Origin of the sequence: Bradyrhizobium sp. UFLA03-84, from assembly GCF_002289535.1 — a bacterium.
In the GTDB taxonomy this organism is placed as follows: Bacteria; Pseudomonadota; Alphaproteobacteria; order Rhizobiales; family Xanthobacteraceae; genus Bradyrhizobium; species Bradyrhizobium viridifuturi.
In genome coordinates this window covers 743,821-765,732 of sequence record NZ_NSJY01000014.1, presented here as the reverse complement: position 1 = coordinate 765,732, position 21,912 = coordinate 743,821, and the positions used below count along the sequence as shown (strand labels likewise).

The following is a 21,912-nucleotide window of genomic DNA, read 5'->3' as shown; positions in this document are numbered from 1 at the left end:
ATACCAATCGTCGCCGCTGGCGTCAGTCGTTCAGCCGGATCGATTTCGCACCACCGATGTGCGCGCTTGCGTACTCAACGCCTGACTCCGACGGACCCATGTTGGCGTTCTCGGGGGCATCCCCGAACAAAGGCGAAGCCCGAAGGAGAAGTCATGGGAAAGCTTGAAGGTAAGGTTGCAGTCGTCACAGGTGGATCGAGCGGCATGGCGCTGGCGAGCGCCAAGCGGTTCGTTGAAGAAGGCGCCTATGTTTTCATCACGGGCCGGAGGCAGGAGGCGCTCGACGCGGCCGTCAGGCTGGTTGGCCGGAACGTAACTGGCGTGCGCGGCGACGCGGCCAATCTCGGCGACCTCGACCGCTTGTTCGATACGGTGAAGCGGGAAAAGGGCAGGATCGACGTCCTGTACGCGAGCGCCGGCATCGGCGAAGCCGTCCCGCTGGGCGAGATTACCGAGCAGCATTTCGATGCGGCCTTTGGCCTGAATACGCGCGGCACGCTGTTTGCGGTCCAGAAGGCGTTGCCGCTGTTCAACGACGGCGGATCGATCTTCATGACCGGGTCAGTTGCCTCGGTGAAGGGCTTTCCCGGTTACGGCGTGTATGCGGCGAGCAAGGCGGCGTTGCGCTCATTCGCGCGCACCTGGCTCAACGAACTGAAGGGCAGGAATATCCGGGTGAACGTGCTGAGCCCAGGGCCGATCGCCACACCGATGCAGGACCAGGTCCTCACCGAGGAGGCGAAGCGGATGTTCGAATCCCTGATCCCGCGAGGAAAGATGGGTCGTCCCGAGGAAATTGCAGCGGCCGCAGTGTTTCTCGCTTCCGACGATTCCAGCTTCGTGAATGGGGTGGAGCTGTCTGTCGACGGCGGCTTCTCGGCCATCTGAAGGCGGGCAATCAAAATCAACACGGATCGGAGAAGCATCATGAGTTACGCAATTATCGGCTTCGGCAAGGTGGGCCAGGCCCTCGCCCACGCCTTCGCCCGCAAGAACATCGACGTGGCCGTCGCCAGCCGCCGGCCGGCCGAGGCGCTGGCGCCGCAGGCCCGGGCGATCGGGCCCACGGTCGTCGCCAGGTCGCTACGTGACGCACTGGCAGCCGAGACGATCATCCTGGCGGTCCCGTTCGAGCAGCATCGCGAGGTCGCGAAGGCCGCGCCGAGCTGGCACGGCAAGACGGTGATCGACGCAATGAACGCGTTGCTTCCCCCTGAGGAACTGGACGGTCTTCCGTCCTCCGCCTTCGCCGCGAAGGCGTTCGCCGGCGCCAGCTACGTGAAAGGCTTCAATCACCTGATCGCTGCCAAACTGGCTGCCGATCCGATCGTCGAAGGCGGCCACCGGGTGGTCTTTCTGTCTGGTGACGACGAGGACGCGATCGCACCCGTGGCGGCCCTGGCGAAGCAACTCGGGTTCGCACCCGTCAAGCTCGGAAAGTTCAACGAGGGTGGCGCGCTGGTGCACGCACGCGGCCGCGTCTGGGGCCCGCTCATCTTCCAGGATTTGTTCAAGAAGGAGCAGTGATCGATCCACGATCGCGTGATCGATCCGAGAAGCGAGTAGCCCGCATGAGCACAGCCACATGCGGGACACCGCGCGACACGATGACAGAAGTGCGCCACCGCTGTGCTTGATTGCGGGTCACGCCTGCTCACGCGACGTTGAGCCGGCGTGAGCGAGGATTGCATTCAAATCCGCCATTGCCGCGCACATCTATTTGGCGAGGCCAGACTCCTTGGCTCCATAAAAAATGGAGAAACTCGATGACGAACGTCAAACTTCTGTCGGCTGCCTTGATCGCGGTTGCCATGATCGCGTCGCCGGCAATGGCGCGTGAAACCCACGCCGCGTCCCGCCATGTCGCGGAGGCTAACTCCGCCGCGCCGGCCGAGCCCGTCTACGTCGACGGCCGCGCGTGCATTCCAGCACCGCGCGTCGGTTCGTTCGCCACCGCGCCCTGGACTGGCGACAACGTTCCGTGCGAACCGGGTGCGTATTGATCGCGCTTGCAGCTGAGCTGACGCGATCCCCCCGCCACCAGACTGCAGCATTTGCGATTCAAATGGCGTGAACGTCCGCCATCTCGCGACATGATCTGTCCGAGCTTTGTCCATCGTTCCGCCCTCTCTTGAACAGAGGGCGCAGGGAAGGCCAAGCGGCCGATCGCATTCATGGGCCCCGAGCAATAGGTAGAAAGCTCGGGGGTAGGACCACAGGTGTAACCGGGAACAACCCGGCCTTCCCTGCGCGATGGTTGTGCGACTTACTTCGTGCTCTCCCCGGCGAGACCAGGCCTTTTGTCACCGCTTTTCGCCAAACGCTTGCGCGTTTGGCTAGAGGACACCTACTCGCGGCAACTCAGGCCCACGACGTATTCGTAGGTGCGGCGAGCGATGCAGATGTTGTGCGACGGACGCGTTGGTCGTGACGATCGCCGCTGCGCTTGGCCACGCCTCCCAGACTGCTTCCGACCGATCGGCGCCACCGCACCCGTTAGCAGCAATCGCTCTGCAATGTCCGCAACAGCGCTGGGGCACCGTGGCACCAGGCTGGCTAGATGGTCAACGTGCCCATGCCAACACAGGAGAAACAATGGCCTGGCAGGTTCCAATGAATTGCTCGATTTCAAGCGTGCTGGCGATTGTGCTTGGTCTCGGGCTGGCGTCCGGGAATTGTGCGTGGGCGCAATCGGCAGCCGCGCCCGGAGAAGCGGGTGCGGCCTATCAGGATATGCCGGCGATCGCCCCGATCGGCGTCCGCGTTGACCGGTATCTGCCGCTCCCGAACGCCACTGCAGTGCCGCCGGTGGATCCCGCCAAAGGCTACCGCCTCCAGCAGCTGGGCGATGGTCTCTACATGGTGACCGACAATGCATACCAGTCGATGTTCCTGGTCTACGACAAGGGTGTCGTGGTGATGGATGCGCCGCCAAGCTATTCAGCACATCTGAAGCAGGCGATCGCGGAAGTGACGGATCGGCCGATCACCTATTTGATCTACAGCCATGCCCATATCGACCATATCGGCGGCGCGGCAGATCTGGGCGGGCACCCCATCATCATCGCTCAGGAGGAAACACGACGTCTGCTCGAACGAGCAAACGATCCGAAGCGGCACCTGCCCACGATCACGTTCAAGGATCGATACACTCTGAAGGTCGGCGGTCAGGTCCTTGAGCTCAGCTACCACGGTGTCGCCCACGAGCCCGGCAACATCTTCATCTGGGCACCGGCACAGAAGGTGCTGATGGTGGTCGATGTCGTCTTCCCGGGCTGGATGGCCTGGTCGGGCTTCGCCGACGCGCAGGATATACCTGGCTATTTCGAGCAAGTCGCCGAGATCGACAAGATTCCGTTCGAGACCTTGGTCGGAGGGCACGTGGATCGCGTCGGCACCCACGCCGACGTGCGCGAACAGCTCGAATTCATGAATGACGTGAAGTCGGCCACGAGGACGGCACTTGCGACCACCGCCCCGTTCGTCGGGATGGCTGCTGCAGACAAGACCAACCCCTGGGCAGTGGCTGACAACTACATCGACCGCGTGGTGGTCAGTTGCGTCAACGCGGTGACGCCGAAATGGCAGTCTCGCCTGGCGGCGTACGACGTTTTCATCTGGTCGCAGTGCTTCGCCATGCAGCAGAGCCTTCGGATCGACTGAACGCTCGTTATATCGCCCGCTGACCGGGCGTTGGAAAAGGAGGATGACATGGACATCGGGTTGAAGGGACGGCAGGCAGTGGTCTGCGGGTCGAGCCAGGGGCTCGGGCGGGCCTGTGCGCTGGAGCTGGCGCGGGCCGGTTGCAGTGTGGTGGTCAACGGCCGCGACCAGGCGACGCTGGAGCGGACCGCCGACGAGATCCGGACCGAGACCGGGGCGGAGGTGATCGCCGTCGCCGGCGACGTCACCACCCGCGCTTGCCAGGACGCGCTGATGCAGGCCGTGCCCCGGGTCGACATTCTGGTCAACAACAATGGCGGCCCGCCGCTGCGTGACTTCCGCGAGATCGATCGCGAGGCACTGCTGACCGGCGTGGTCGGCAACATGGCAGCTCCGATCGAGTTGGTGCAGCGGGTGATCGACGGCATGGTCGAGCGGCGCTTCGGCCGCATCGTCAACATCACCTCGGCCACGGTGAAGATGCCGATCGCAAGGCTCGATTTGTCGAGCGGCGCGCGGGCCGGGCTGACCGGCTTTCTTGCCGGCGTGGCGCGGTCGGTGGCGCATGCCAACGTCACCATCAACTTCCTGCTGCCCGGCGCGTTCGAAACCCGCCGGCGCCGCACCAACGAGCGGACTACAGCCGAACGCCGCGGCGTTGCGATCGAGACCGTGCGGCAGGAGAGCCAGGCCGAGATTCCCGCCGGGCGCTACGGTGACGCCTCCGAATTCGGTGCTGCCTGCGCCTTCCTGTGCTCGGCCCAGGCAGGCTACATCACCGGGCAGAGCCTCCTGATCGATGGCGGCGCCTACCGCGGGATTTTGTAGAGCGAGCCGCGTGGCCCGCATGAGCGCAGCGATGTGCGGGAGACCGCGACACGAATGAAGGAGCCCGGATGTCGCTGCACTCGTCCGGGCTGCGCTTGCGGCACGTGCCGATCCGCCCTCGCTCAGGACTCGCGAGAGCGGACGTGCGCGGTTTCCGCTCAACCAGATGCCTTGTCCGGTTCGGACATCGTGATCCGGTTCTTGACGCTCGGACGCTCCTGCATCCTTGCGTACCACGCCGAAAGAGCCTCGCACTCCGCCGGCACAGCCACCTTCAGGAGTCCGGCGAAGATCAGGCCGCCGATGACGGTGATATCAGCCATCGTGAACGCCTCGCCGGTGACGAACGGCTGGCTTTTCAGAATGCCGTCGAAGTAGTGCATCCCCCTGAGGGCCTTGTCGCGCTGACGGAAGCCCCACTCGGGGTTCTGATAGATCTCGACATGCGGCCCAAGACCCGGCGTGGCGTGGTGGAAATAGACGCTGATGGGGTCGAGCAGCTCCAGTTCGGCGCGCTTGCTCATCATGTGGATCACGCCCTTTTCGCGCGGCGTCCTGCCGGTCAGCGTCGGCGCGCCATCGAGCGCATCAAGGTACTCGGTAATGGCCGTGCATTCGCCAATGAAGGTGCCGTCGTCGAGTTCGAGCACCGGCAGCGTGCCCGAGTAGTTCTTGGCCAGGAATTCGGGCTTCTTGTGCTCGCCCTTGTAGAGATCGACCAGGACGAACTGCACCTGCGACCGCAGGTTCTTCTCGGCCAGGGCGATGCGGACGCGGGCCGGATATGGGCCGGTTGGCCAATCGTAGATATTCATCATAACTCCAGTTTTCACCTACCTGTCACTTGGTAGGCTCGATATGAGTACTTCACATCTGGCTGGTCAAGCCCTACCTGTCACTTGGTAGATAACGAAGCAGTGAGAGGATGACGTGAGTTCAAGCGCTCGGGAGGCCATCTTGGCGGCAGCAAAGCGGACCGCGCAGGCGCGCGGTTATGGCGGCTTGAATTTCCGCGATCTCGCCGCCGAGGTCGGGATCAAGGCCGCCAGCATCTATCACCATTTCCCGAGCAAGGCCGAACTCGGCGCCGCCGTCGCGCGGCGCTACTGGGAGGACACCGCAGCTCAGCTCGAGGCGATGCTGGCGGAAACGGCGGATCCCGTCCGCTGCCTGCGTCGATATCCCGAGGTGTTTCGCAAGGCGCTCGAGAACAACAATCGCATGTGCCTGTGCAGCTTCATGTCCGCGGAGGTCGACGACCTGCCGGACGCGGTGAAGCAGGAGGTCCAGACCTTTGCCGACGTCAACGTGGCGTGGCTGAGCAAGCTGCTGGTGGCGGCGCGCCTGGCCAGTGCAAGAAAGAGCGAACAGCGCGCCCGCGCCATCTTCGCCGCCGTCGCCGGCGCGCAGCTGATGGCCCGAAGCCGCTCGAATATTTCGCTCTACGACTCCTTGATCGACAGCTATCGCGCCGCCGGTCTGCTGCCGGCGTAGCCCATCCATGGCTCGATGATCGATGTGGTGCATCACGCCTCCCCGGCCGATCCGCCCTGCCCGCTTCAGCGGCGCGCGGGCATGAAACCGCATTCTCGCGACTGAACCGTCCGAGCTTTGCTCTTGGTTTTCACCCTCGTTGACAACAGAGGGCGCAGGGAAAGCCGGGCGCCGATCGCACCCATGGGCCCCGAGCAATGGGTAGGAAGCTCGGGGAGTAGGACCACAGGTGTAACCGGAAACAACCCGGCTTTCCCTGCACGATGGGCTACGGCTTACTTCGTGCTCTCCCCGGCGAGACCAGGCTTTCTTGTCACCGTCTTCGCCACGCGCACCGCGCAATGTGAAGAGACACCTGCCATGAGGGCGTCAGGACCACACGACTTCGCCGTCCGCCTCACGCGCACTCGTCAGTCGCGCATTCAGCGTCCACCGCATCTCGACCCGCGTTCGTGACGATCGCGAAGCGCCCCTCGTGTCGGGTGAGACGCGCATATTGAACAGCTGAGTTGGGTCAAACGCCAAGCGGAATATTTTCTTGTTCGCGGATTGACGGGTTTTGCTGAGTTGCCCGTCGGGGTGATTTGTCGCAGGTGGCCTTTGACGCCCGTGTCGCAACTCAGCTTTCAGAGCGGCCCGATACAGCCGACACATTATCCGCCGGCCATAGTGCCGATCAACGACCTAGAGACGAAAACATAACGGCGCTTTGTCGATCAAGAAATTCGTTGAAGTTTGACAACTACAAGGCGTAGCTTGCCGCATATCAATCTCCTATATTCAGCTACCCGGATGAGCGCAGCGAGATTTGGATCTTCATCACTCCGCTGCTTGTCTCGTACGCATGGCGTTCTGCTCTGGCCACGTCCCCGACCGCTAGTACTTGGGGAAACAGAGTGGCGGTGGCCGAAGTATTGCACGCACACTGCAATTGAGCCTCCATTGTCCAAAGCAGGGAGCCTTGCAAAATGGAAGGATGGTGCGCTTGCCATCTTGCTCTAGTCGGGGCATACGTCTCAATCATGCCAATCGAAACATCTCGTCTCCTCGATGAACGTCCTCAAAACGCGCTCTGCATGTCGAACTAAGTCGCGGTCGCGAGTTTGGTAGGGTGATTTCGAGCCATGAAACATATTGCAGCGAATTGCATAGATCGTTCGAAGCAACTGAGGCCAGGTGGGAGTATCGCCGTCACTCCAGCCAACTGGCTGAAATTTAACTTCTTTCGCTAGGCACTCCTGTAGAAGCTCGCCGCTAGACAATCGAACAAAGGCATCTCTTCCGAGCTTTCTTCGAAGATCGCGCACATTTGCGACCGGCCACATTTCAGCGAAGGTCATAACTTGGTGCCGAAATTGAGATGATGATTCGAGTAGTTCATCATACGCCTTCATTATTCGCCGACTTTCGCCGAGCGCCGAGAGCATCGCAGCGTCGGTAGCTTCGTCAGTCACCGCCTCCATCCAACCGTTAAACGCCATCCATGTAGTAGCGAATGCAGTAAACGAGGATCGCTGTCGAACCGAACTATCGAATAAGTCGTGCGTAGTATTAGTGGCGTCCGAGTTGAGCATCTGAAAGTTGCTAAATTTGACCATCACCAAAGCCGTTTCGGTTGGATAACAGTTTTGCCCCTTTGCAATTTGATGTGCCAACAGGAATGATCGGCCGATGGTGGCATGTTGCATGCATAGACATGCTCGCGGGATCGATCAAAGCCATCAATGCTATCAACGATGAGCCTTTGGGCTAAAGACTTAGGCCTTGCACCCGAGATGACCGATAGCCGCAACCGAGACACGGAAGAAGCGCGATTAATATCGCCTCGCTCATAATAGGATCATCGGCTAGCAGCGTTAATAACTCAGTCGAGTTTACTTGAAGCCATAGTATCTGAGCGCAGCCTCACTCAAAATTTGAGTGGCGACCGAGACGCCGACCTTCCAGGTACCGTCGACTGCCTTGCTAAGGTTCTTCGCAATCCACGACTTAGCATTCCTTCCAAAGGGCTCCTCTCTACTTTCCGGTGCTTCAGACGCAAATATCTTCGATATTGCCTGAGCGTCATCCGGTGTTATGCCAGCTGCCTCCAACTCCTTGGCGACCGATGCCGCATCGTTGCTATTGATGTGCAGATTAAACTGCGCCCCCTGACCCGTATTGGAGATCGAAGTGTAGTTTCCGTGAACGATTTGATTCGTTATTTGTGTCACCGCTTTTTTTTCCTTCTCCCCGGGCTCGGCCTTTGGCGGCCCAAGAACGATGTCGCTAGCAGTCGGAAGATTTTTCTCAATCTGAATCGTTAGTTCCAACACTCGCGCGCGGACTATATTCTGAATTTCTGCCATCAAACTTTTTGACAGCTGACCGGTTACGCTGTTGCAGGCGTAGTCTTCGTAGATATTACCCTGCAATAGCAAAATGAGGTTCGCTGCATTGACGTAAAGAGTACCTGACTCCTTCGCGGAACGTGCAAGCTCATCGATAGACGAGATACCTTCTCGTATCTCGCGGGTATTCCAGTGCTCTCCGGCAAACTTCGCTATAAGGTAGGGAGGGATCGGAGCATTTCTTACTCCAGATCCAAACGCACCACTGAAAGTCCCAACGTAAGAGACCGGCAGCTTCCGATAGTCGGGTACGGCCACATTGGATGGGTATCCCTCAGATTCATGTTTTACCCAGTCTTCGAGAACGTCGCTGCCGAGCCGAGACGCCAAAAAGCGAAGCTTTAGCAGAATCGGACCTAATGGCTGCCCATCGATCAGCGCAGATTGAATCCCCCTAAGTAAGCTCATTCTGCCTTTATCCTCAGAGAGTGACCCCTATTCCCACTCGATCGTCCCCGGCGGCTTGCTCGTCACGTCGTACACCACGCGGTTCACGCCCTTCACCTCGTTGATGATGCGTGTCGCGGTCTCGGCCAAAAACTTCATGTCGAACTGGTAGAAGTCGGCGGTCATGCCGTCGGTCGAGGTGACGGCGCGCAGGCCGACGACATATTCGTAGGTGCGGCCGTCGCCCATCACGCCGACGGTCTTGACCGGCAGCAGCACCGCAAAGGCCTGCCAGATCGCGTCATAGAGGCCGTGCTTGCGGATCTGGTCGATATAGACCGCATCCGCGTTGCGCAGGATGTCGAGCTTCTCTCTGGTGATGTCGCCGGGGCAGCGGATCGCAAGGCCGGGGCCCGGGAACGGGTGGCGGCCGACGAACACTTCGGGCAGGCCGAGCTCGCGGCCGAGCACGCGCACCTCGTCCTTGAACAGCTCGCGCAAGGGCTCGACCAGCTTCATGTTCATGCGCGCCGGAAGGCCGCCGACATTGTGGTGCGACTTAATGGTGACGGAAGGTCCGCCGGTGAAGGAGACGCTCTCGATCACGTCGGGATAGAGCGTGCCCTGCGCCAGGAATTGCGCGCCGCCGATCTTCTTGGCTTCCGCCTCGAACACGTCGATGAACAGGCGCCCGATGGTCTTGCGCTTCACCTCGGGATCGGTGACCCCAGCGAGCTCGCCGAGAAACTCCTTTGACGCGTCCACATGGACCAGCGGGATGTTGTAGTGGTTGCGGAACAGGTCGACGACGGTCCTGGCCTCGTCGAGCCGCAGCAGGCCGTGATCGACGAACACGCAGGTGAGCTGGTCGCCGATCGCCTCGTGGATCAGCACTGCCGCGACGGCGGAATCGACGCCGCCGGAGAGGCCGCAGATCACCTTGCCGGTGCCCACCTGGGCGCGGATCTTCTCGATCGCTTCCTCGCGGAAGGCGCGCATGGTCCAGTCGCCGGTCAGCCCCGCCACCTTGCGCACGAAATTGCGCAGCAGTTTTGCGCCGTCGGGCGTGTGCACCACCTCGGGGTGGAACATCAGGCCGTAATACTTCCGCTTCTCGTCCTGGATGATCGCGAACGGCGCGTTCGGCGAGGTGCCGGCGACGGAGAAGCCGGGCGGCATTTTGGTGATGCGGTCGCCATGGCTCATCCACACCTGGTGCTTCTCGCCGTGGTTCCAGAGGCCGTCGAACAGGCAGCTATCGGTCTTGACCTCCACGTCGGCGCGGCCGAATTCGCGGTGATGCCCGCCCTCGACCTCGCCGCCGAGCTGGGCCGCCAGGGTCATCTGGCCGTAGCAGATGCCGAGCACGGGAACGCCTGACTCGAAGATCAGCTGCGGGGCGCGCGGCGAGCCGGTCTCGTGCACCGATTCCGGACCGCCGGAGAGGATCACCGCCTTCGGCTTCATCTCCTTGAAGGCGGCCTCCGCCTTCTGGAACGGGACGATCTCGGAATAGACGCCCATCTCGCGAACGCGGCGGGCGATCAGTTGCGTCACCTGGCTGCCGAAATCGACAATCAGAATCTTGTCATGCGCCGAGGCCACCGAGGGCGCCGACGATTCACGGTCTGTGTGCTGGGCTGTCATGGCAAGCAGATACGCGACAGCGCCCGCCCCCGCAACCGCGGCCAGCGTTGCGCCCACATTCTTCTTTGGGCATGGACAAATCGATATAGGTCAGTATTATTGACCTAATTTGACCATAAGCAACAAGGAGGAAACCAATGCCCGATTTTCACGACCCGTCCCGCCTCTTGGCCCTCGGCCACGACTGGATCGCCGCATGGAACGCACGCGACCTCGAGCGCGTGCTGGCGATGTATTCCGATGATACCGAGATGACCTCGGACCGGATTCCGGCGTTCGGCTTCGGCCCGTCAGGCACGGTGCGCGGCAAGGCGCAGCTGCGGGCCTATTGGAGCGCTGCGCTCGCCAAACTGCCCGAGCTGCATTTCGAGCTGATCGATCTCTATGTGTCGCCCGACAGCGTCGTCGTGTTCTACCAGAACGAACGCGGCAAGAAGATCTGCGAGTATCTGCGGCTCGATGATGAGGGCAAGATCAGGCAGGGCTCGGCGAACCATCTGGTGCATTGAGGTTGCTGCGTAGTTACCGTCATCCCCGCGCAAAGGCTTCGCCGTTGCGCGGGGATGACGCCGACGTTTGAGGATGCAAACCCGAAGGCAAGTAAAGACCAGGACCTACGCATCATGAAAATCCCGACCCTGCCCTTCACCGTCACGGACTGGAGCAACGTCGAACCTTCAGTGCATCCCGGCGAGACCGGGCAGGCGCTGTGGCGCACGCTCAACATCGGCGATTTGCGGGTGCGGATGGTGGAATATTCGCCTGATTATCTCGCCGATCACTGGTGCGATCGCGGCCACGTGCTCTACGTCGTCAAGGGCGAGCTCGACACCGAGCTGCGCGACGGCCGCAAATTCACGCTGAAGCCCGGCATGAGCTATCAGGTCTCCGATTTCGGCGACGCCGCGCACCGTTCGTCGACGGCGACCGGCGCGACGCTGTTCATCGTGGATTGAGCTGAGGTCGTACGAGCCCGCGGCTCACCGCTTCCGCGCCGCGACCTTCCTCACCTTGGTATCCGCCCAGCCCAGCGGCTTGCCGCTCTTCGATGGCAGCACCAGTTGCCCGACCCCCTGCCCGGCCTGGTCGAGCAGGACCGAATGCGGCTCGCCGCGCGCATAGAGATGCGCCTCGCCCCACTGCCGCAGGCCCACCACGATCGGGAACAGGTCGTGGCCGCGCTTGGTCAGCGCGTATTCCTGATAGGCGCTGCCGTCTGACGCTGCGACCTGTTCGAGCACGCCTGTTGCAACCAGCGTGCGCAGCCGCGTCGTCAGCATGCCCTTGGCGATGCCGAGATTCTTCTGGAAGTCGCCGAACCGGCGCAGGCCGTCGAACGCGTCGCGCACGATCAAGAGCGACCACCAGTCGCCGATCGCATCCAGCGCGCGCGCCACCGGGCAGTCTGCCTTGGCGAATCCGGTCCGCTTCATCGCGCACCACCTCTCTCGATCACGATTCCGAACTGGTCTTAAAATAGGACTAGACAGCGCTCAGCGCAACTGGTCTCATTATAAGACTAGATTGCAGTGGAGACTGATGATGATGAACCAGACTGTGGCAGACGGGCCGGCCGGGCGGGATCATGAGGCGGGCAAAAAGCCCGCCGGTGCGACGGCGGGCGCGCTGTCACCCGCCGTGGTGCTGCTGTTCGCGGTCGCCTGCGGGCTCAGCGTCGCCAACATCTATTTCGCGCAGCCGCTGCTCGACACCATGGCGCAGGATCTCGCCATCACACCGGCTGTGATCGGCGGCGTCGTGACCCTGACGCAGATCGGCTACGCGTTCGGGCTGATGCTGATCGTGCCGCTCGGCGATCTCTGGGACCGCCGCAGGTTGATCGTCGGCCAGACCGTGCTGTCGGCGCTTGCGCTTGCCGTCGTCGGCACCGCACCGAACGCCGCCGTGCTGCTCGCCGGCATGGTGCTGGTCGGGCTGCTCGCGGTCGTGATCCAGGTGCTGGTTGCCTACGCCGCGACACTGGCCGCCCCCGCCGACCGCGGCCGCACCATCGGCACCGTCACCAGCGGCGTGGTGTCGGGCATCCTGCTGGCACGTTTTGCCGCCGGCGCGCTGGCCGATCTCGGAGGTTGGCGCGCGGTCTATCTCACCTCCGCTGCGCTGACGCTGGTGCTGGCGGCGCTTTTGGCGCGCGCGCTGCCGCGGCACGCGCCGCAGCCGATGACCCGATCGTCCTATGCAAAGCTGCTGCGCTCGACGGTCGCGCTGTTCGTCGAGGAGCCGGTGTTGCGCGAGCGCGCAGTGTTCGCGCTGCTGATCTTCGCAAGCTTCAGCGTGTTCTGGAGCTCGGTCGTGCTGCCGCTCGCCGCCCCGCCGCTGTCGCTGTCGCACACCACGATCGGCATGCTGGGGATCGCGGGCCTTGCCGGCGCGCTCGCCGCGCGCAATTCCGGCCAGCTCGCCGATCGCGGCTGGGGTCAGCGCACCACCGGATTGTCGCTGCTGTTGATGCTCGCCGGCTGGGTGCCGATCGCCTGCCTGCATACGTCGCTGTGGCTGGTGCTGGCCGGCGTGCTGATGATCGACTTCGCGGTGCAGGCGATCCACGTCACCAACCAGAGCCTGATCGTCGCGGCGCGCCCCGAGGCCGCGAGTCGCCTGGTCGGTGGCTACATGGTGTTCTATTCGATCGGCACCGGGTTCGGCGCGATCTCTTCGACAATGGCCTATGCGGCGGCCGGCTGGTTCGGCGTCTGCGCGCTGGGTGCTGCGATCAGCGCCACCGCGCTGCTGTTCTGGGTGATCGTGGTGAGCCGGACGCCGGCGCCGGTGGGCGCGTGCTCCGAAGCGTAGCGAAGTTCATCCGTCATTGCGAGTGAAGCGAAGCAATCCACCTGTCCGCATCTGCGGACGATGGATTGCTTCGTCGCTACGCTCCTCGCGATGACGGCGGAGAAAGGTTCACGCCTTCTTCAACACCGCGACGAAGAACCCGTCCGTGCCAGTGCGGCGCGGCGTCATCAGCAGGCCCTCGGCCGACATCAGGGCGGCCTCGGCAAACGCCTCCGCCTTGTCCCACAGCACCGATGCGGTCTGCTCCGGCGGCTGCACCGAGAACTCAGGATGCCGCGCGGTATAAGCCCTGACCTGCTCGCCGTTCTCCTCCGCCAGCACCGAGCAGGTGATGTAGGCGATGCGGCCGCCGGCCTTCACCAGCGGCACCGCGCGCTCCAGCACCTCGGCCTGGTCCTTCAACCGCACCTCGAGCGCGCCGGGACGCATCCGCCATTTGGCGTCGGGATTGCGGCGCCAGGTGCCGGTGCCGGTGCAGGGAGCGTCGATCAAGACAAGGTCGGCGGAGGCCTTGATGTCGGACAGCACCTCCTCCTCGCCGCGCGGCGTGCGGACGTCGCAATTGTGCACACCGGCGCGCGACAGCCGCTCATGGATCGGCGCGAGCTGGCGCTTGTCGCTGTCGGTCGCGATCAGCCGGCCCTTGCCTTGCATCATCGCTGCGATCGCCAGCGTCTTGCCGCCGGCGCCGGCACAGAGATCGATCACCTGCTCGCCGGGCTTGGCCGCCGAGAACAGCGCAGCAAGCTGCGAACCCTCGTCCTGCACCTCGATGGCGCCCTTGATGAAATCCTCCTCGGCATGGATGCCGGGATTGCGCGCGTCGGCCCCGAGCTCGATGCGCAGGCCGAGCGGCGACCACGGCGTTTCCCTGGCGCCGAGATGCGACAGCCGCGGCAGCACCTTCTCGCGCTTGGCCTTGAGGGTGTTGACGCGCAGATCGAGCGGCGCGCGGCTCGCCATCGCGGTGGCTTCCGCCGCGCGGTCGTCGCCGAACACCTTTGCCAGATGCGGATCGAGCCAGTCCGGATAATCGCCCGCGACATGGGCCGGCGCGTCCTTGAGCGTGCGCGAGGCCAGTGCGGCCTCTTCGGTCGCGGTCAGCGGATCCGGCGCGAAGCGGCCGCCGTCGCACAGCGCCGAGATCGTCGGGACATCCATGCCGCGCTCGAGCTTGAGCATGCCGAGCACGCGCGCGCGGGCGCTGTCGTCCTGCATCAGCCAGGCCGCGGAGGATTGCCGGCGCAGCACGTCCCAGATCAGGCCGGAGATCGCGGCGCGATCGCCTGAGCCGGCATAACGGTGCGCAGTGCCCCATTCCTTCAGCGCCTTCGCCGCAGGAATGCGCTGTGCATCGATGGTGGCGATCAATTCGATCGCGGCGGAAAGCCGGGCAGCGGGAGTCATCGTTCTCTTTCGGTTGGGCGCGTCAAATCAGCAGCAGCAGTCTGAGCGCGAAATACAGCCACATCGCCGCCAGCACCAGCACGCCGGCGAACCAGGCGAGCGAGCGCGGCCGCACGTCGTTGGAGGTGACGAACACCCCGGCATGGGCAAACCGGGTCACCACGAACACCCAGGACATCAGGACGATGAACAGATCGGCACGGCGCAGCGGCAGCGCAATGGCGATCAGGACATAGAACAGCACCGGCAGCTCGAACTGGTTGGCAAAGCTGTTGGCGAACTGGGTGGCGCGGGCCGGCCAGTTCGGCTCGCGCAGCGCGATGTCCCGCATCTTGGTCTCGCCGCTCGCCAGCGTCCGCGTGCGCAGCGTCGCCATCCCGAACAGGAGCGCGAAGGTGAGCCCAATCTGGATGAAGACCGGCAATAGAACCATTTGAACCGACACGAAAAACCTCCTCAGCCGCGGGCACCCGGCCGCCCTCTTAGCCGCCGCACGCGCCCCTGACAATGAAGCGTAAGCGGTAACCCGTTGAACCATGATCCGAGCCCGGGTGACCAACTCCCGGGACCAATGGCGGTTTCAGTTCCTCAGGGATGACGCGATGCGCTTCATCACCCCGATCCTCGACGGCGCGGCCCAGGCGGCGGCGACCCTCGGCGATCTCCTCACCTCCCTCTTGAAGGCGATAGACCTCGGCATCGGCTGGTTCGATGATTCGGCGGATGGCGGGCTCGGCATGGTGATGTCGGGGCTCGCCGGCGTCGCCGCGGCGCTCCTGGTCGCGATCCTGTTCTCGGTCTATTTCCGCAGCGGCTATCGCTCGACGCGCGACATCGTCAGGCACAGCCTTGCCGCGGCGATGCTGCTCGCCCTGCTCGGCTTTGCGGCCTACGACATGGGCCACGATGCGCTGGCCTATCTTGGGCTCGACGGACAGCAGGCCGTGACGGGAACAAATTCCAACACCGGACTGCTCGGAAACCGCGTCCGGCCGCCTGCCCTGCCGACGCCTTCGATCACGCAGCTCGCGATCTAGGCTCGACACCAACGCTTCGAACAAGACTCTTCAAACAAGACATCAAACAACGCATCAAACAGGGCAGCAAATAACACGACGAAATCGTCATCGTTCCGACTTCGCGCCGACCTATGCTCCGGCCGAAAGGAGCGATGCATGCCCCAGTTTCGCCTGACCCAGATCTCCGACACCCACCTCGCTCGCCGCTTCAAGCCGCTCGTCGACAACTTTCACCGCGTCAGCGAGTACATCGATGCGACGCGTCCCGATCTCGTGCTCAACTCCGGCGACGTCTCGTTCGACGGACCGACCAGCCGCGACGACATGGTGTTCGCCAAGCAGTTGCACAATGCGCTGCCGGTCGACTGCCTCTATCTGCCGGGCAATCACGACATCGGCGACAATCCGACCGCGGTCGGCCCCGCTCCGGCGCAACTGCCGACCGAACAAACGCGCGGCGCCTTCACCTCGGTGCTCGGCGAGGACCGCTGGCATTTCGACGCCGCCGGCTGGTGCTTCATCGGCCTCAATTCGCTGATCATGAACACCGGCCTCGACAGTGAGGCCGAGCAATTCGACTGGCTCGCAGGCACGCTCGACAAGGCCGTCGGCCGGCCGGTCGCGCTGTTCGTGCACAAGCCGCTCTATCTCGACGTGCCCTACGATGCCGAGCGCGTCGAGACCGCGATCCGTTACGTGCCGCAGCCGGCGCGCCGCCGCCTGATCGAGATGTTCGGCAAGGTCGATTGGCGTCTGGTCGGCAGCGGCCATGTGCACCAGCGCCGCGACTACACGTTCGAGCATGTCAGGCACGTCTGGGCGCCCTCGGCCGGCTTCATCATTTCCGATGCGCGGCAGGAGGTGATCGGCATCAAGGAGGTTGGCCTCGTCGAGTACCGCTTCCGGTCCGACAGCTTCGAGGTGCGCCATGTCAGGGCCAAGGGCCAGGTCGATGTCGACCTCGACATGCTGCTCGGCAAGCGGCCGGCAGCCTGAGCCGCGGTGGCTATCGCGCGGCGTCGTGCAGGTCCCGCTTGATGACGGTGAGCAGCGCCTGCAGCGAATCCTTGTTCGGTCGCGGCGCTGTCGGCGCGGTCCGCACGCGAGGCGCGTGCCGCATCAGGCGCGTCGACTCGGCCGCCGGCTCCTCCTCGACGAATTTTCCATGCAAGACGTCGTCGCGGCGGCCCATGACGAACATCGTCGCCCAATAGCCGACGGCGAGGAGAATGACCCCAAAAACAATAGCTTCAAAAACCATGGCTACACCTGAAATATAGCCATATTGAATCAACTGCTCCGGGTCCCCGTCAAGCAAATGGGGGCCGAAAAGCCCCCAAAAGCCCGCCAATGTGGCGTTTTTGATACTTTGTTGCGCGGAATGGGAGCTGAGGGGCCCCTGCGTCAGGCCTTGTCCGGCCCGACCCGGACCAGCTGCTTGCCGAAATTGGCGCCCTTGAGCAGGCCCATGAAGGCCTCCGGCGCGCTGTCCAGCCCCTCGGTCACGAACTCCTTGTACTTGACCTTGCCCTCGCGCACCCACTGCGACATGTCGCGCAGGAAGTCGCCATGCATCGCGGCGAAGTCGCTGACGATGAAGCCGCGGAAGGTCAGCCGCTTGGTCAGGATCGCGAACATGATCGACGAAGCCCATTTCGGCGCCCGCGCTTCGCGATCGTTATAGTGCGCGATCAGGCCGCACACCGGGACGCGCGCAAACGCGTTGAGCTGCGGGTAGACCGCCTCGAATACGGGCCCGCCGACATTCTCGAAATAGACATCGATGCCCTTCGGGCAGGCCTCCTTCAGCTTCGCCGCCAGATCCGGATCGCGATGATCGAGGCATGCATCGAAGCCGAGTTCGCGCGTGACGTAGTCGCACTTGTCCTTGCCGCCGGCGATGCCGACCGCGCGCGCCCCCTTGATCTTTGCGATCTGGCCGACAGCCGACCCGACCGCGCCGGAGGCGCCGGCAACCACCACCGTCTCGCCCGGCTTCGGCTTGCCGATCTCGAGCAGGCCGGTATAGGCGGTCATGCCGGGCATGCCGAGCACGCCGACCGCGGTCGAGATCGGCGCGATCTTCGGATCGATCTTGGCGAGGCCCTTGCCGTCGGACAGCGCATGGGTCTGCCAGCCCGCGCGCGACAGCACGATATCGCCCTTGGCAAAGCCGGGATTGTTGGACGCGATCACCTCGCTCACCGTGCCGCCTTCCATCACGCCGTCGACCGGCACCGGCGCGGCGTAGGATGGGCCGTCGTTCATGCGCCCGCGCATATAGGGATCGAGCGACAGCCAGATGGTGCGGAGCAGCACCTCGCCCGCACCCGGCGTCGGCGGCGTGTAGTCCTCGAGCCTGAAATTAGCCGGCGTGGGCTCGCCATGCGGGCGCGAAGCCAGAACGATGCGCTTTCCTTGGGACATGATTTCCTCTTGGATGATTGGTTCGTGGCGCACACGTAGTCATGCAATCCGTCTCCCCGCAAGGGAGATGGATTTTGTTCTTTCGCGTCGAGCTGTTTGAAACGTTGTTTGAAATGACGGCCGTCATTTCGGAGAGGCGGTGGCGACGACTCTGAAGGTCGTCCTTCCCCGATGCGCAATTGCGCATCGGGGAAGGGCGTGGGCGAAGTGGCTTACACCCCGCCCGGATAGTTCGGGGCTTCGCGCGTGATGGTGACGTCGTGGACGTGGCTCTCGCGCAGACCGGCGCCGGTGATGCGGACGAACTCGGCTTTCTCGTGGAAATCCTTGATGTCCTTGGCACCGACATAGCCCATCGCCGCGCGGAGGCCGCCGGCGAGCTGGTGCATCACGTTGCCGACCGGGCCCTTGTAGGGCACCTGGCCCTCGATGCCTTCCGGCACGAGCTTCAGCGTGTCCTTGATGTCCTGCTGGAAGTAACGGTCGGCCGAGCCGCGCGCCATCGCGCCGACCGAGCCCATGCCGCGATAGGCCTTGTAGGAGCGGCCCTGCCACAGGAAGACTTCGCCGGGCGTCTCGTCGGTGCCGGCGAGCAGCGAGCCGACCATCGCGATGTCGGCGCCGGCGGCAAGCGCCTTGGCGAGGTCGCCGGAATATTTGATGCCGCCGTCGGCGATGACAGGCACGTCGGCCTTCTTCGCCGCCGCGACCGCATCCATGATCGCGGTGAGCTGCGGCACGCCGACGCCGGCGACGATCCGGGTGGTGCAGATCGAGCCCGGGCCGATGCCGACCTTGATGCAATCGGCGCCGGCATCGATCAGGGCCTGCGCGCCGCCTTCGGTGGCGACGTTGCCGGCCACGACCTGCACCGCGTTGGAAAGCCGCTTGATGCGATTGACGGCGTTGAGCACATGACGCGAATGACCATGCGCAGTGTCGACCACGACGACGTCGACACCGGCGTCGATCAGGCGCTCGGTGCGCTCATAGCCGGTCTCGCCGACCGTGGTGGCGGCGGCAACGCGAAGACGGCCCTGCGCATCCTTGCAGGCGAGCGGATGGGCGACCGCCTTTTCGATGTCCTTCACGGTGATCAGGCCAACGCAGCGATATTGATCGTCGACGACCAAGAGCTTCTCGATGCGGTGCTTGTGCAGCATCCGCTTCGCCTCGTCCTGGCCGACGCCCTCGCGCACCGTCACGAGGTTCTCGTGCGTCATCAGCTCCGAGACTTTCTGGCGGGGATCGCTGGCGAAGCGCACGTCGCGGTTGGTCAGGATACCGACCAGCTTGCCCGGCACGTTCTTGGCGCTACCGGTAACCACCGGAATGCCGGAAATGCCGTTCTCCTTCATCAGCGCCAGCGCGTCGGCCAGCGTGGCATCGGGACCGATGGTCAGCGGATTGACCACCATGCCGGATTCGAACTTCTTCACCTGCCGCACCTGGGCGGCCTGGCCGTCCGGATCGAAGTTGCGGTGGATGACGCCGAGGCCGCCGGCCTGCGCCATCGCAATCGCCATCCGCGCTTCGGTGACGGTATCCATCGCGGACGCCATGATCGGGATGTTGAGCGAGATCGCGCGGGTGACGCGCGAGCGGATATCGACTTCCGAGGGAAGGACGTCGGACAGACCGGGCTTCAGAAGCACATCGTCGAACGTGAAGGCTTCTCGGATAGCCGGAAATCCCGTGGCCATTGCCAACTCCTTATCTGCGGACGCAGCCGCGATGGGTCTTACGGATGAACGCCGCCTGCGGCGACGCTCGCTGCGTCACCGTCGAATCGGTGCCCATCGGTGGGGTTGACGCTGGTCGATAGCATGGCGGCATGACGAATCAAAGTGTTTGCCAGCCATGCACAGGCTTTTTACGGGCCTGGTCAGGGCACCCTGTAGCCGGGTGGCGGGCCGTGCCGGCGGATCGCCTCGACCATCTCGCGGTGGCGCCGGTCCTCCCGCTTCATGTGGACCGCGATCACCGCATGGGCCGACGGCACCAGCAGCAAGACATGGAAAAACAGCCCGAAAATCGCGCAAAACACGATCAGGACCAGATTGAAGATGGCCGAAAACGGCTGTCCGTTCAGGAGCAGCCCGATCGGCGGCAAGAGAGCGGCAAGGACGTAGATCACGGCGCACACCTCGAACGCTGGCGGATGCATAGCAGCGTCACGCAGGATTTAGGGCGTTTGGCCGGTTCCGCAATAGCGTGGCCGAAGGCAGGATGATATGGCCCCCTCGCCCGCCTTTTTCAGCATAGCTGTCCTATTTTGATGAACAAACAACGCCTGATCCCGCTCATCGTGGCCACCGCCTTGTTCATGGAAAACATGGACTCCACGGTGATTGCGACCTCGCTGCCGGCAATCGCCGCCGATATCGGCACAAGCCCCCTGACGCTCAAGCTCGCGATCACGTCCTATCTGCTGTCGTTGGCGGTGTTCATCCCGGCGAGCGGCTGGACTGCGGACCGCTTCGGTGCCCGCATCGTGTTTGCCGGCGCCGTCGCCGTGTTCATGCTGGGCTCGATCGGCTGCGCATTGTCGTCCTCGGTGACCGATTTCGTGTTCGCGCGCATCCTGCAAGGCCTCGGCGGGGCGATGATGACGCCGGTCGGGCGGCTGGTGCTGCTGCGCTCGGTCGACAAGAGCGCGCTGGTCAACGCGATGGCCTGGGTGACGGTGCCGGCGCTGATCGGCCCGGTGATCGGGCCGCCACTCGGCGGCTTCATCACCACCTATTTCTCCTGGCACTGGATCTTCCTGATCAACATCCCGATCGGGCTGCTCGGCATCTTCCTGGCGCTGAAATATATCGACCCGATCAAGAGCGAAGACCCCGAGCGTTTCGATCTGATGGGTCTGGTGCTGGCCGGCATCGGCCTCGCCGGCATCGCCTTCGGGCTGTCGGTCGCAGGCCTCAATCTCCTGCCCTGGCCGATCGTCGCGGCCCTGGTCGGGGTCGGCTCCATCTCGATGACGCTCTACGTGCTGCATGCGCGGCGGACCGGATCGCCGGTGCTGGATTTTTCGCTGCTGCGGCTGCCGACCATGCGCGCCTCGATCGTCGGCGGCTTCATGTTCCGGCTCGGCATCGGCGCGCTGCCGTTCCTGCTGCCGCTGTTGATGCAGGTCGGCTTCGGCCTGTCGCCGTTCCAATCCGGCCTCGTGACGTTTGCGTCCGCGGTCGGCGCCATGGGCATGAAGACGCTGGCGGCCCGCATCATCAAGGCGTTCGGCTTCCGCAACATGATGACCGTGAACGCGGTGGTCAGCTCGGCCTTCCTCGCCGCCTGCGCGCTGTTCACGATCTCGACGCCGCTGATGCTGATCTTCACCATCCTGGTGGTCGGCGGCTTCTTCCGCTCGCTGCAATTCACCGCGATCAACACGGTCGCTTATGCCGAGGTCGAGGCGCCGCAGATGAGCCGTGCCACGACCCTCGTTAGCGTCAACCAGCAGCTCGCGGTGTCCGCGGGTGTCGCCGTCGGCGCGTTTTCGGTCGAAACCGTGCTGGCAATGCATCACCAGACCGAGCTCTCCGCCGACGTGTTCGGGCCGGCCTTCATCGTGGTGTCGCTGATCTCGGCGGCCTCGGCCTGGTTCTTCTGGCAGATGCCGGCCGACGCCGGCAACGAAATCTCCGGCCGCAAGGCGATCGATATTTCCAGCCGCAAGGGCGCCGAGAAGCGCCGCGCCACCGAAGCCGTCAAGGTCGCGACCGAGGACACCCAGAACGCGCGGGATCAGCGGCTGGGATAGGTGCCGCCGCTCGCGTCATTGCGAGCGGAGCGAAGCAATTCATCGAGCCGCATATGCGGAACCATGGATT

The 21,912-nt window shown here is 63.6% G+C and carries 23 protein-coding genes; 12 read left to right on the top strand and 11 right to left on the bottom strand.

The features are described from left to right. Positions 1-153 precede the first annotated feature (153 nt). From CK489_RS25110 to CK489_RS25090, 5 genes are all read left to right on the top strand, one after another. On the top strand, positions 154-888 hold the full coding sequence (locus tag CK489_RS25110; RefSeq protein WP_095734183.1) for an SDR family NAD(P)-dependent oxidoreductase: 735 nt from the start codon (positions 154-156) through the stop codon (positions 886-888). Between the two features lie 39 nt (positions 889-927). Further along, positions 928-1,527 carry an NADPH-dependent F420 reductase gene (locus CK489_RS25105; RefSeq protein ID WP_095734182.1) on the top strand — a complete coding sequence of 200 codons (600 nt, stop codon included), beginning with the start codon at positions 928-930 and terminating at the stop codon, positions 1,525-1,527. A 239-nt stretch (positions 1,528-1,766) separates the two neighbouring features. Beyond that, the gene (locus CK489_RS25100) at positions 1,767-2,003 is read left to right on the top strand and encodes a hypothetical protein (protein ID WP_095734181.1); all 237 of its coding nucleotides are present in this window, start codon (positions 1,767-1,769) and stop codon (positions 2,001-2,003) included. 592 nt (positions 2,004-2,595) lie between these two features. Continuing rightward, positions 2,596-3,663 (top strand): MBL fold metallo-hydrolase, encoded by a 1,068-nt coding sequence (locus tag CK489_RS25095; protein WP_198961018.1) that lies wholly within the window; start codon positions 2,596-2,598, stop codon positions 3,661-3,663. A gap of 48 nt (positions 3,664-3,711) precedes the next feature. Next, the gene (locus tag CK489_RS25090; RefSeq protein ID WP_095734653.1) at positions 3,712-4,491 is read left to right on the top strand and encodes an SDR family NAD(P)-dependent oxidoreductase; all 780 of its coding nucleotides are present in this window, start codon (positions 3,712-3,714) and stop codon (positions 4,489-4,491) included. 158 nt (positions 4,492-4,649) lie between these two features. On the opposite strand, the gene CK489_RS25085 is transcribed toward CK489_RS25090, so the two are convergent. After that, positions 4,650-5,306 carry a glutathione S-transferase gene (locus tag CK489_RS25085; RefSeq protein ID WP_095734652.1) on the bottom strand — a complete coding sequence of 219 codons (657 nt, stop codon included), beginning with the start codon at positions 5,304-5,306 and terminating at the stop codon, positions 4,650-4,652. 115 nt (positions 5,307-5,421) lie between these two features. Here CK489_RS25085 and CK489_RS25080 point away from each other — a divergent pair, with 115 nt between their 5' ends. After that, positions 5,422-5,985, top strand: coding sequence for a TetR/AcrR family transcriptional regulator (locus tag CK489_RS25080; RefSeq protein WP_095734180.1), 564 nt, complete (start codon positions 5,422-5,424; stop codon positions 5,983-5,985). Positions 5,986-7,001: 1,016 nt separating this feature from the next. Here the strand turns inward: CK489_RS25080 and CK489_RS25075 are convergent. The 3 genes from CK489_RS25075 to guaA form a co-directional block, all read right to left on the bottom strand. Continuing rightward, positions 7,002-7,673, bottom strand: coding sequence for a hypothetical protein (locus CK489_RS25075; RefSeq protein ID WP_198961017.1), 672 nt, complete (start codon positions 7,671-7,673; stop codon positions 7,002-7,004). A 186-nt stretch (positions 7,674-7,859) separates the two neighbouring features. Beyond that, the gene (locus CK489_RS40945; protein ID WP_143278217.1) at positions 7,860-8,783 is read right to left on the bottom strand and encodes an AbiTii domain-containing protein; all 924 of its coding nucleotides are present in this window, start codon (positions 8,781-8,783) and stop codon (positions 7,860-7,862) included. A 27-nt stretch (positions 8,784-8,810) separates the two neighbouring features. Beyond that, on the bottom strand, positions 8,811-10,409 hold the full coding sequence (gene guaA, locus CK489_RS25065; protein WP_095734650.1) for a glutamine-hydrolyzing GMP synthase: 1,599 nt from the start codon (positions 10,407-10,409) through the stop codon (positions 8,811-8,813). 137 nt (positions 10,410-10,546) lie between these two features. On the opposite strand from guaA, the gene CK489_RS25060 reads away from it, so the two are divergent. Continuing rightward, positions 10,547-10,918 (top strand): nuclear transport factor 2 family protein, encoded by a 372-nt coding sequence (locus CK489_RS25060; RefSeq protein WP_095734178.1) that lies wholly within the window; start codon positions 10,547-10,549, stop codon positions 10,916-10,918. 114 nt (positions 10,919-11,032) lie between these two features. Further along, a complete protein-coding gene (locus tag CK489_RS25055) occupies positions 11,033-11,365 on the top strand; it encodes a DHCW motif cupin fold protein (RefSeq protein WP_095734649.1) in 333 nt (110 codons plus the stop codon). 24 nt (positions 11,366-11,389) lie between these two features. On the opposite strand, the gene CK489_RS25050 is transcribed toward CK489_RS25055, so the two are convergent. Then, the gene (locus CK489_RS25050; protein WP_095734177.1) at positions 11,390-11,842 is read right to left on the bottom strand and encodes a winged helix-turn-helix transcriptional regulator; all 453 of its coding nucleotides are present in this window, start codon (positions 11,840-11,842) and stop codon (positions 11,390-11,392) included. A 109-nt stretch (positions 11,843-11,951) separates the two neighbouring features. Here CK489_RS25050 and CK489_RS25045 point away from each other — a divergent pair, with 109 nt between their 5' ends. Beyond that, the gene (locus CK489_RS25045; RefSeq protein WP_198961016.1) at positions 11,952-13,223 is read left to right on the top strand and encodes an MFS transporter; all 1,272 of its coding nucleotides are present in this window, start codon (positions 11,952-11,954) and stop codon (positions 13,221-13,223) included. A 108-nt stretch (positions 13,224-13,331) separates the two neighbouring features. Here CK489_RS25045 and CK489_RS25040 read toward each other — a convergent pair whose 3' ends face one another. Together CK489_RS25040 and CK489_RS25035 are read right to left on the bottom strand one after the other, a co-directional pair. Next, positions 13,332-14,630 carry an RsmB/NOP family class I SAM-dependent RNA methyltransferase gene (locus tag CK489_RS25040; RefSeq protein ID WP_095734176.1) on the bottom strand — a complete coding sequence of 433 codons (1,299 nt, stop codon included), beginning with the start codon at positions 14,628-14,630 and terminating at the stop codon, positions 13,332-13,334. A gap of 22 nt (positions 14,631-14,652) precedes the next feature. After that, on the bottom strand, positions 14,653-15,075 hold the full coding sequence (locus CK489_RS25035; protein WP_245350503.1) for an MAPEG family protein: 423 nt from the start codon (positions 15,073-15,075) through the stop codon (positions 14,653-14,655). 157 nt (positions 15,076-15,232) lie between these two features. On the opposite strand from CK489_RS25035, the gene CK489_RS25030 reads away from it, so the two are divergent. Together CK489_RS25030 and CK489_RS25025 are read left to right on the top strand one after the other, a co-directional pair. After that, positions 15,233-15,667, top strand: a complete 435-nt coding sequence (locus CK489_RS25030) for a hypothetical protein (protein WP_095734174.1) — start codon at positions 15,233-15,235, stop codon at positions 15,665-15,667. A 138-nt stretch (positions 15,668-15,805) separates the two neighbouring features. After that, positions 15,806-16,645 carry a metallophosphoesterase family protein gene (locus CK489_RS25025; protein WP_095734173.1) on the top strand — a complete coding sequence of 280 codons (840 nt, stop codon included), beginning with the start codon at positions 15,806-15,808 and terminating at the stop codon, positions 16,643-16,645. A 10-nt stretch (positions 16,646-16,655) separates the two neighbouring features. On the opposite strand, the gene CK489_RS25020 is transcribed toward CK489_RS25025, so the two are convergent. The 4 genes from CK489_RS25020 to CK489_RS25005 all read right to left on the bottom strand — a co-directional run bounded on the left by CK489_RS25020 (position 16,656) and on the right by CK489_RS25005 (position 20,213). Next, positions 16,656-17,000 (bottom strand): hypothetical protein, encoded by a 345-nt coding sequence (locus tag CK489_RS25020; protein WP_349626943.1) that lies wholly within the window; start codon positions 16,998-17,000, stop codon positions 16,656-16,658. A gap of 53 nt (positions 17,001-17,053) precedes the next feature. Then, entirely contained in the window at positions 17,054-18,076 is a 1,023-nt protein-coding gene (gene curA, locus CK489_RS25015; protein WP_095734647.1) for an NADPH-dependent curcumin/dihydrocurcumin reductase, read from the bottom strand. Between the two features lie 212 nt (positions 18,077-18,288). Next, positions 18,289-19,779, bottom strand: coding sequence for an IMP dehydrogenase (gene guaB, locus CK489_RS25010; RefSeq protein WP_050626965.1), 1,491 nt, complete (start codon positions 19,777-19,779; stop codon positions 18,289-18,291). Between the two features lie 182 nt (positions 19,780-19,961). After that, positions 19,962-20,213, bottom strand: a complete 252-nt coding sequence (locus tag CK489_RS25005; protein ID WP_021081377.1) for a hypothetical protein — start codon at positions 20,211-20,213, stop codon at positions 19,962-19,964. 141 nt (positions 20,214-20,354) lie between these two features. Here CK489_RS25005 and CK489_RS25000 point away from each other — a divergent pair, with 141 nt between their 5' ends. Further along, complete coding sequence (locus tag CK489_RS25000; protein WP_198961015.1) at positions 20,355-21,842, top strand: DHA2 family efflux MFS transporter permease subunit; 1,488 nt, start codon at positions 20,355-20,357, stop codon at positions 21,840-21,842. The last annotated feature ends 70 nt before the right edge of the window (positions 21,843-21,912 follow it).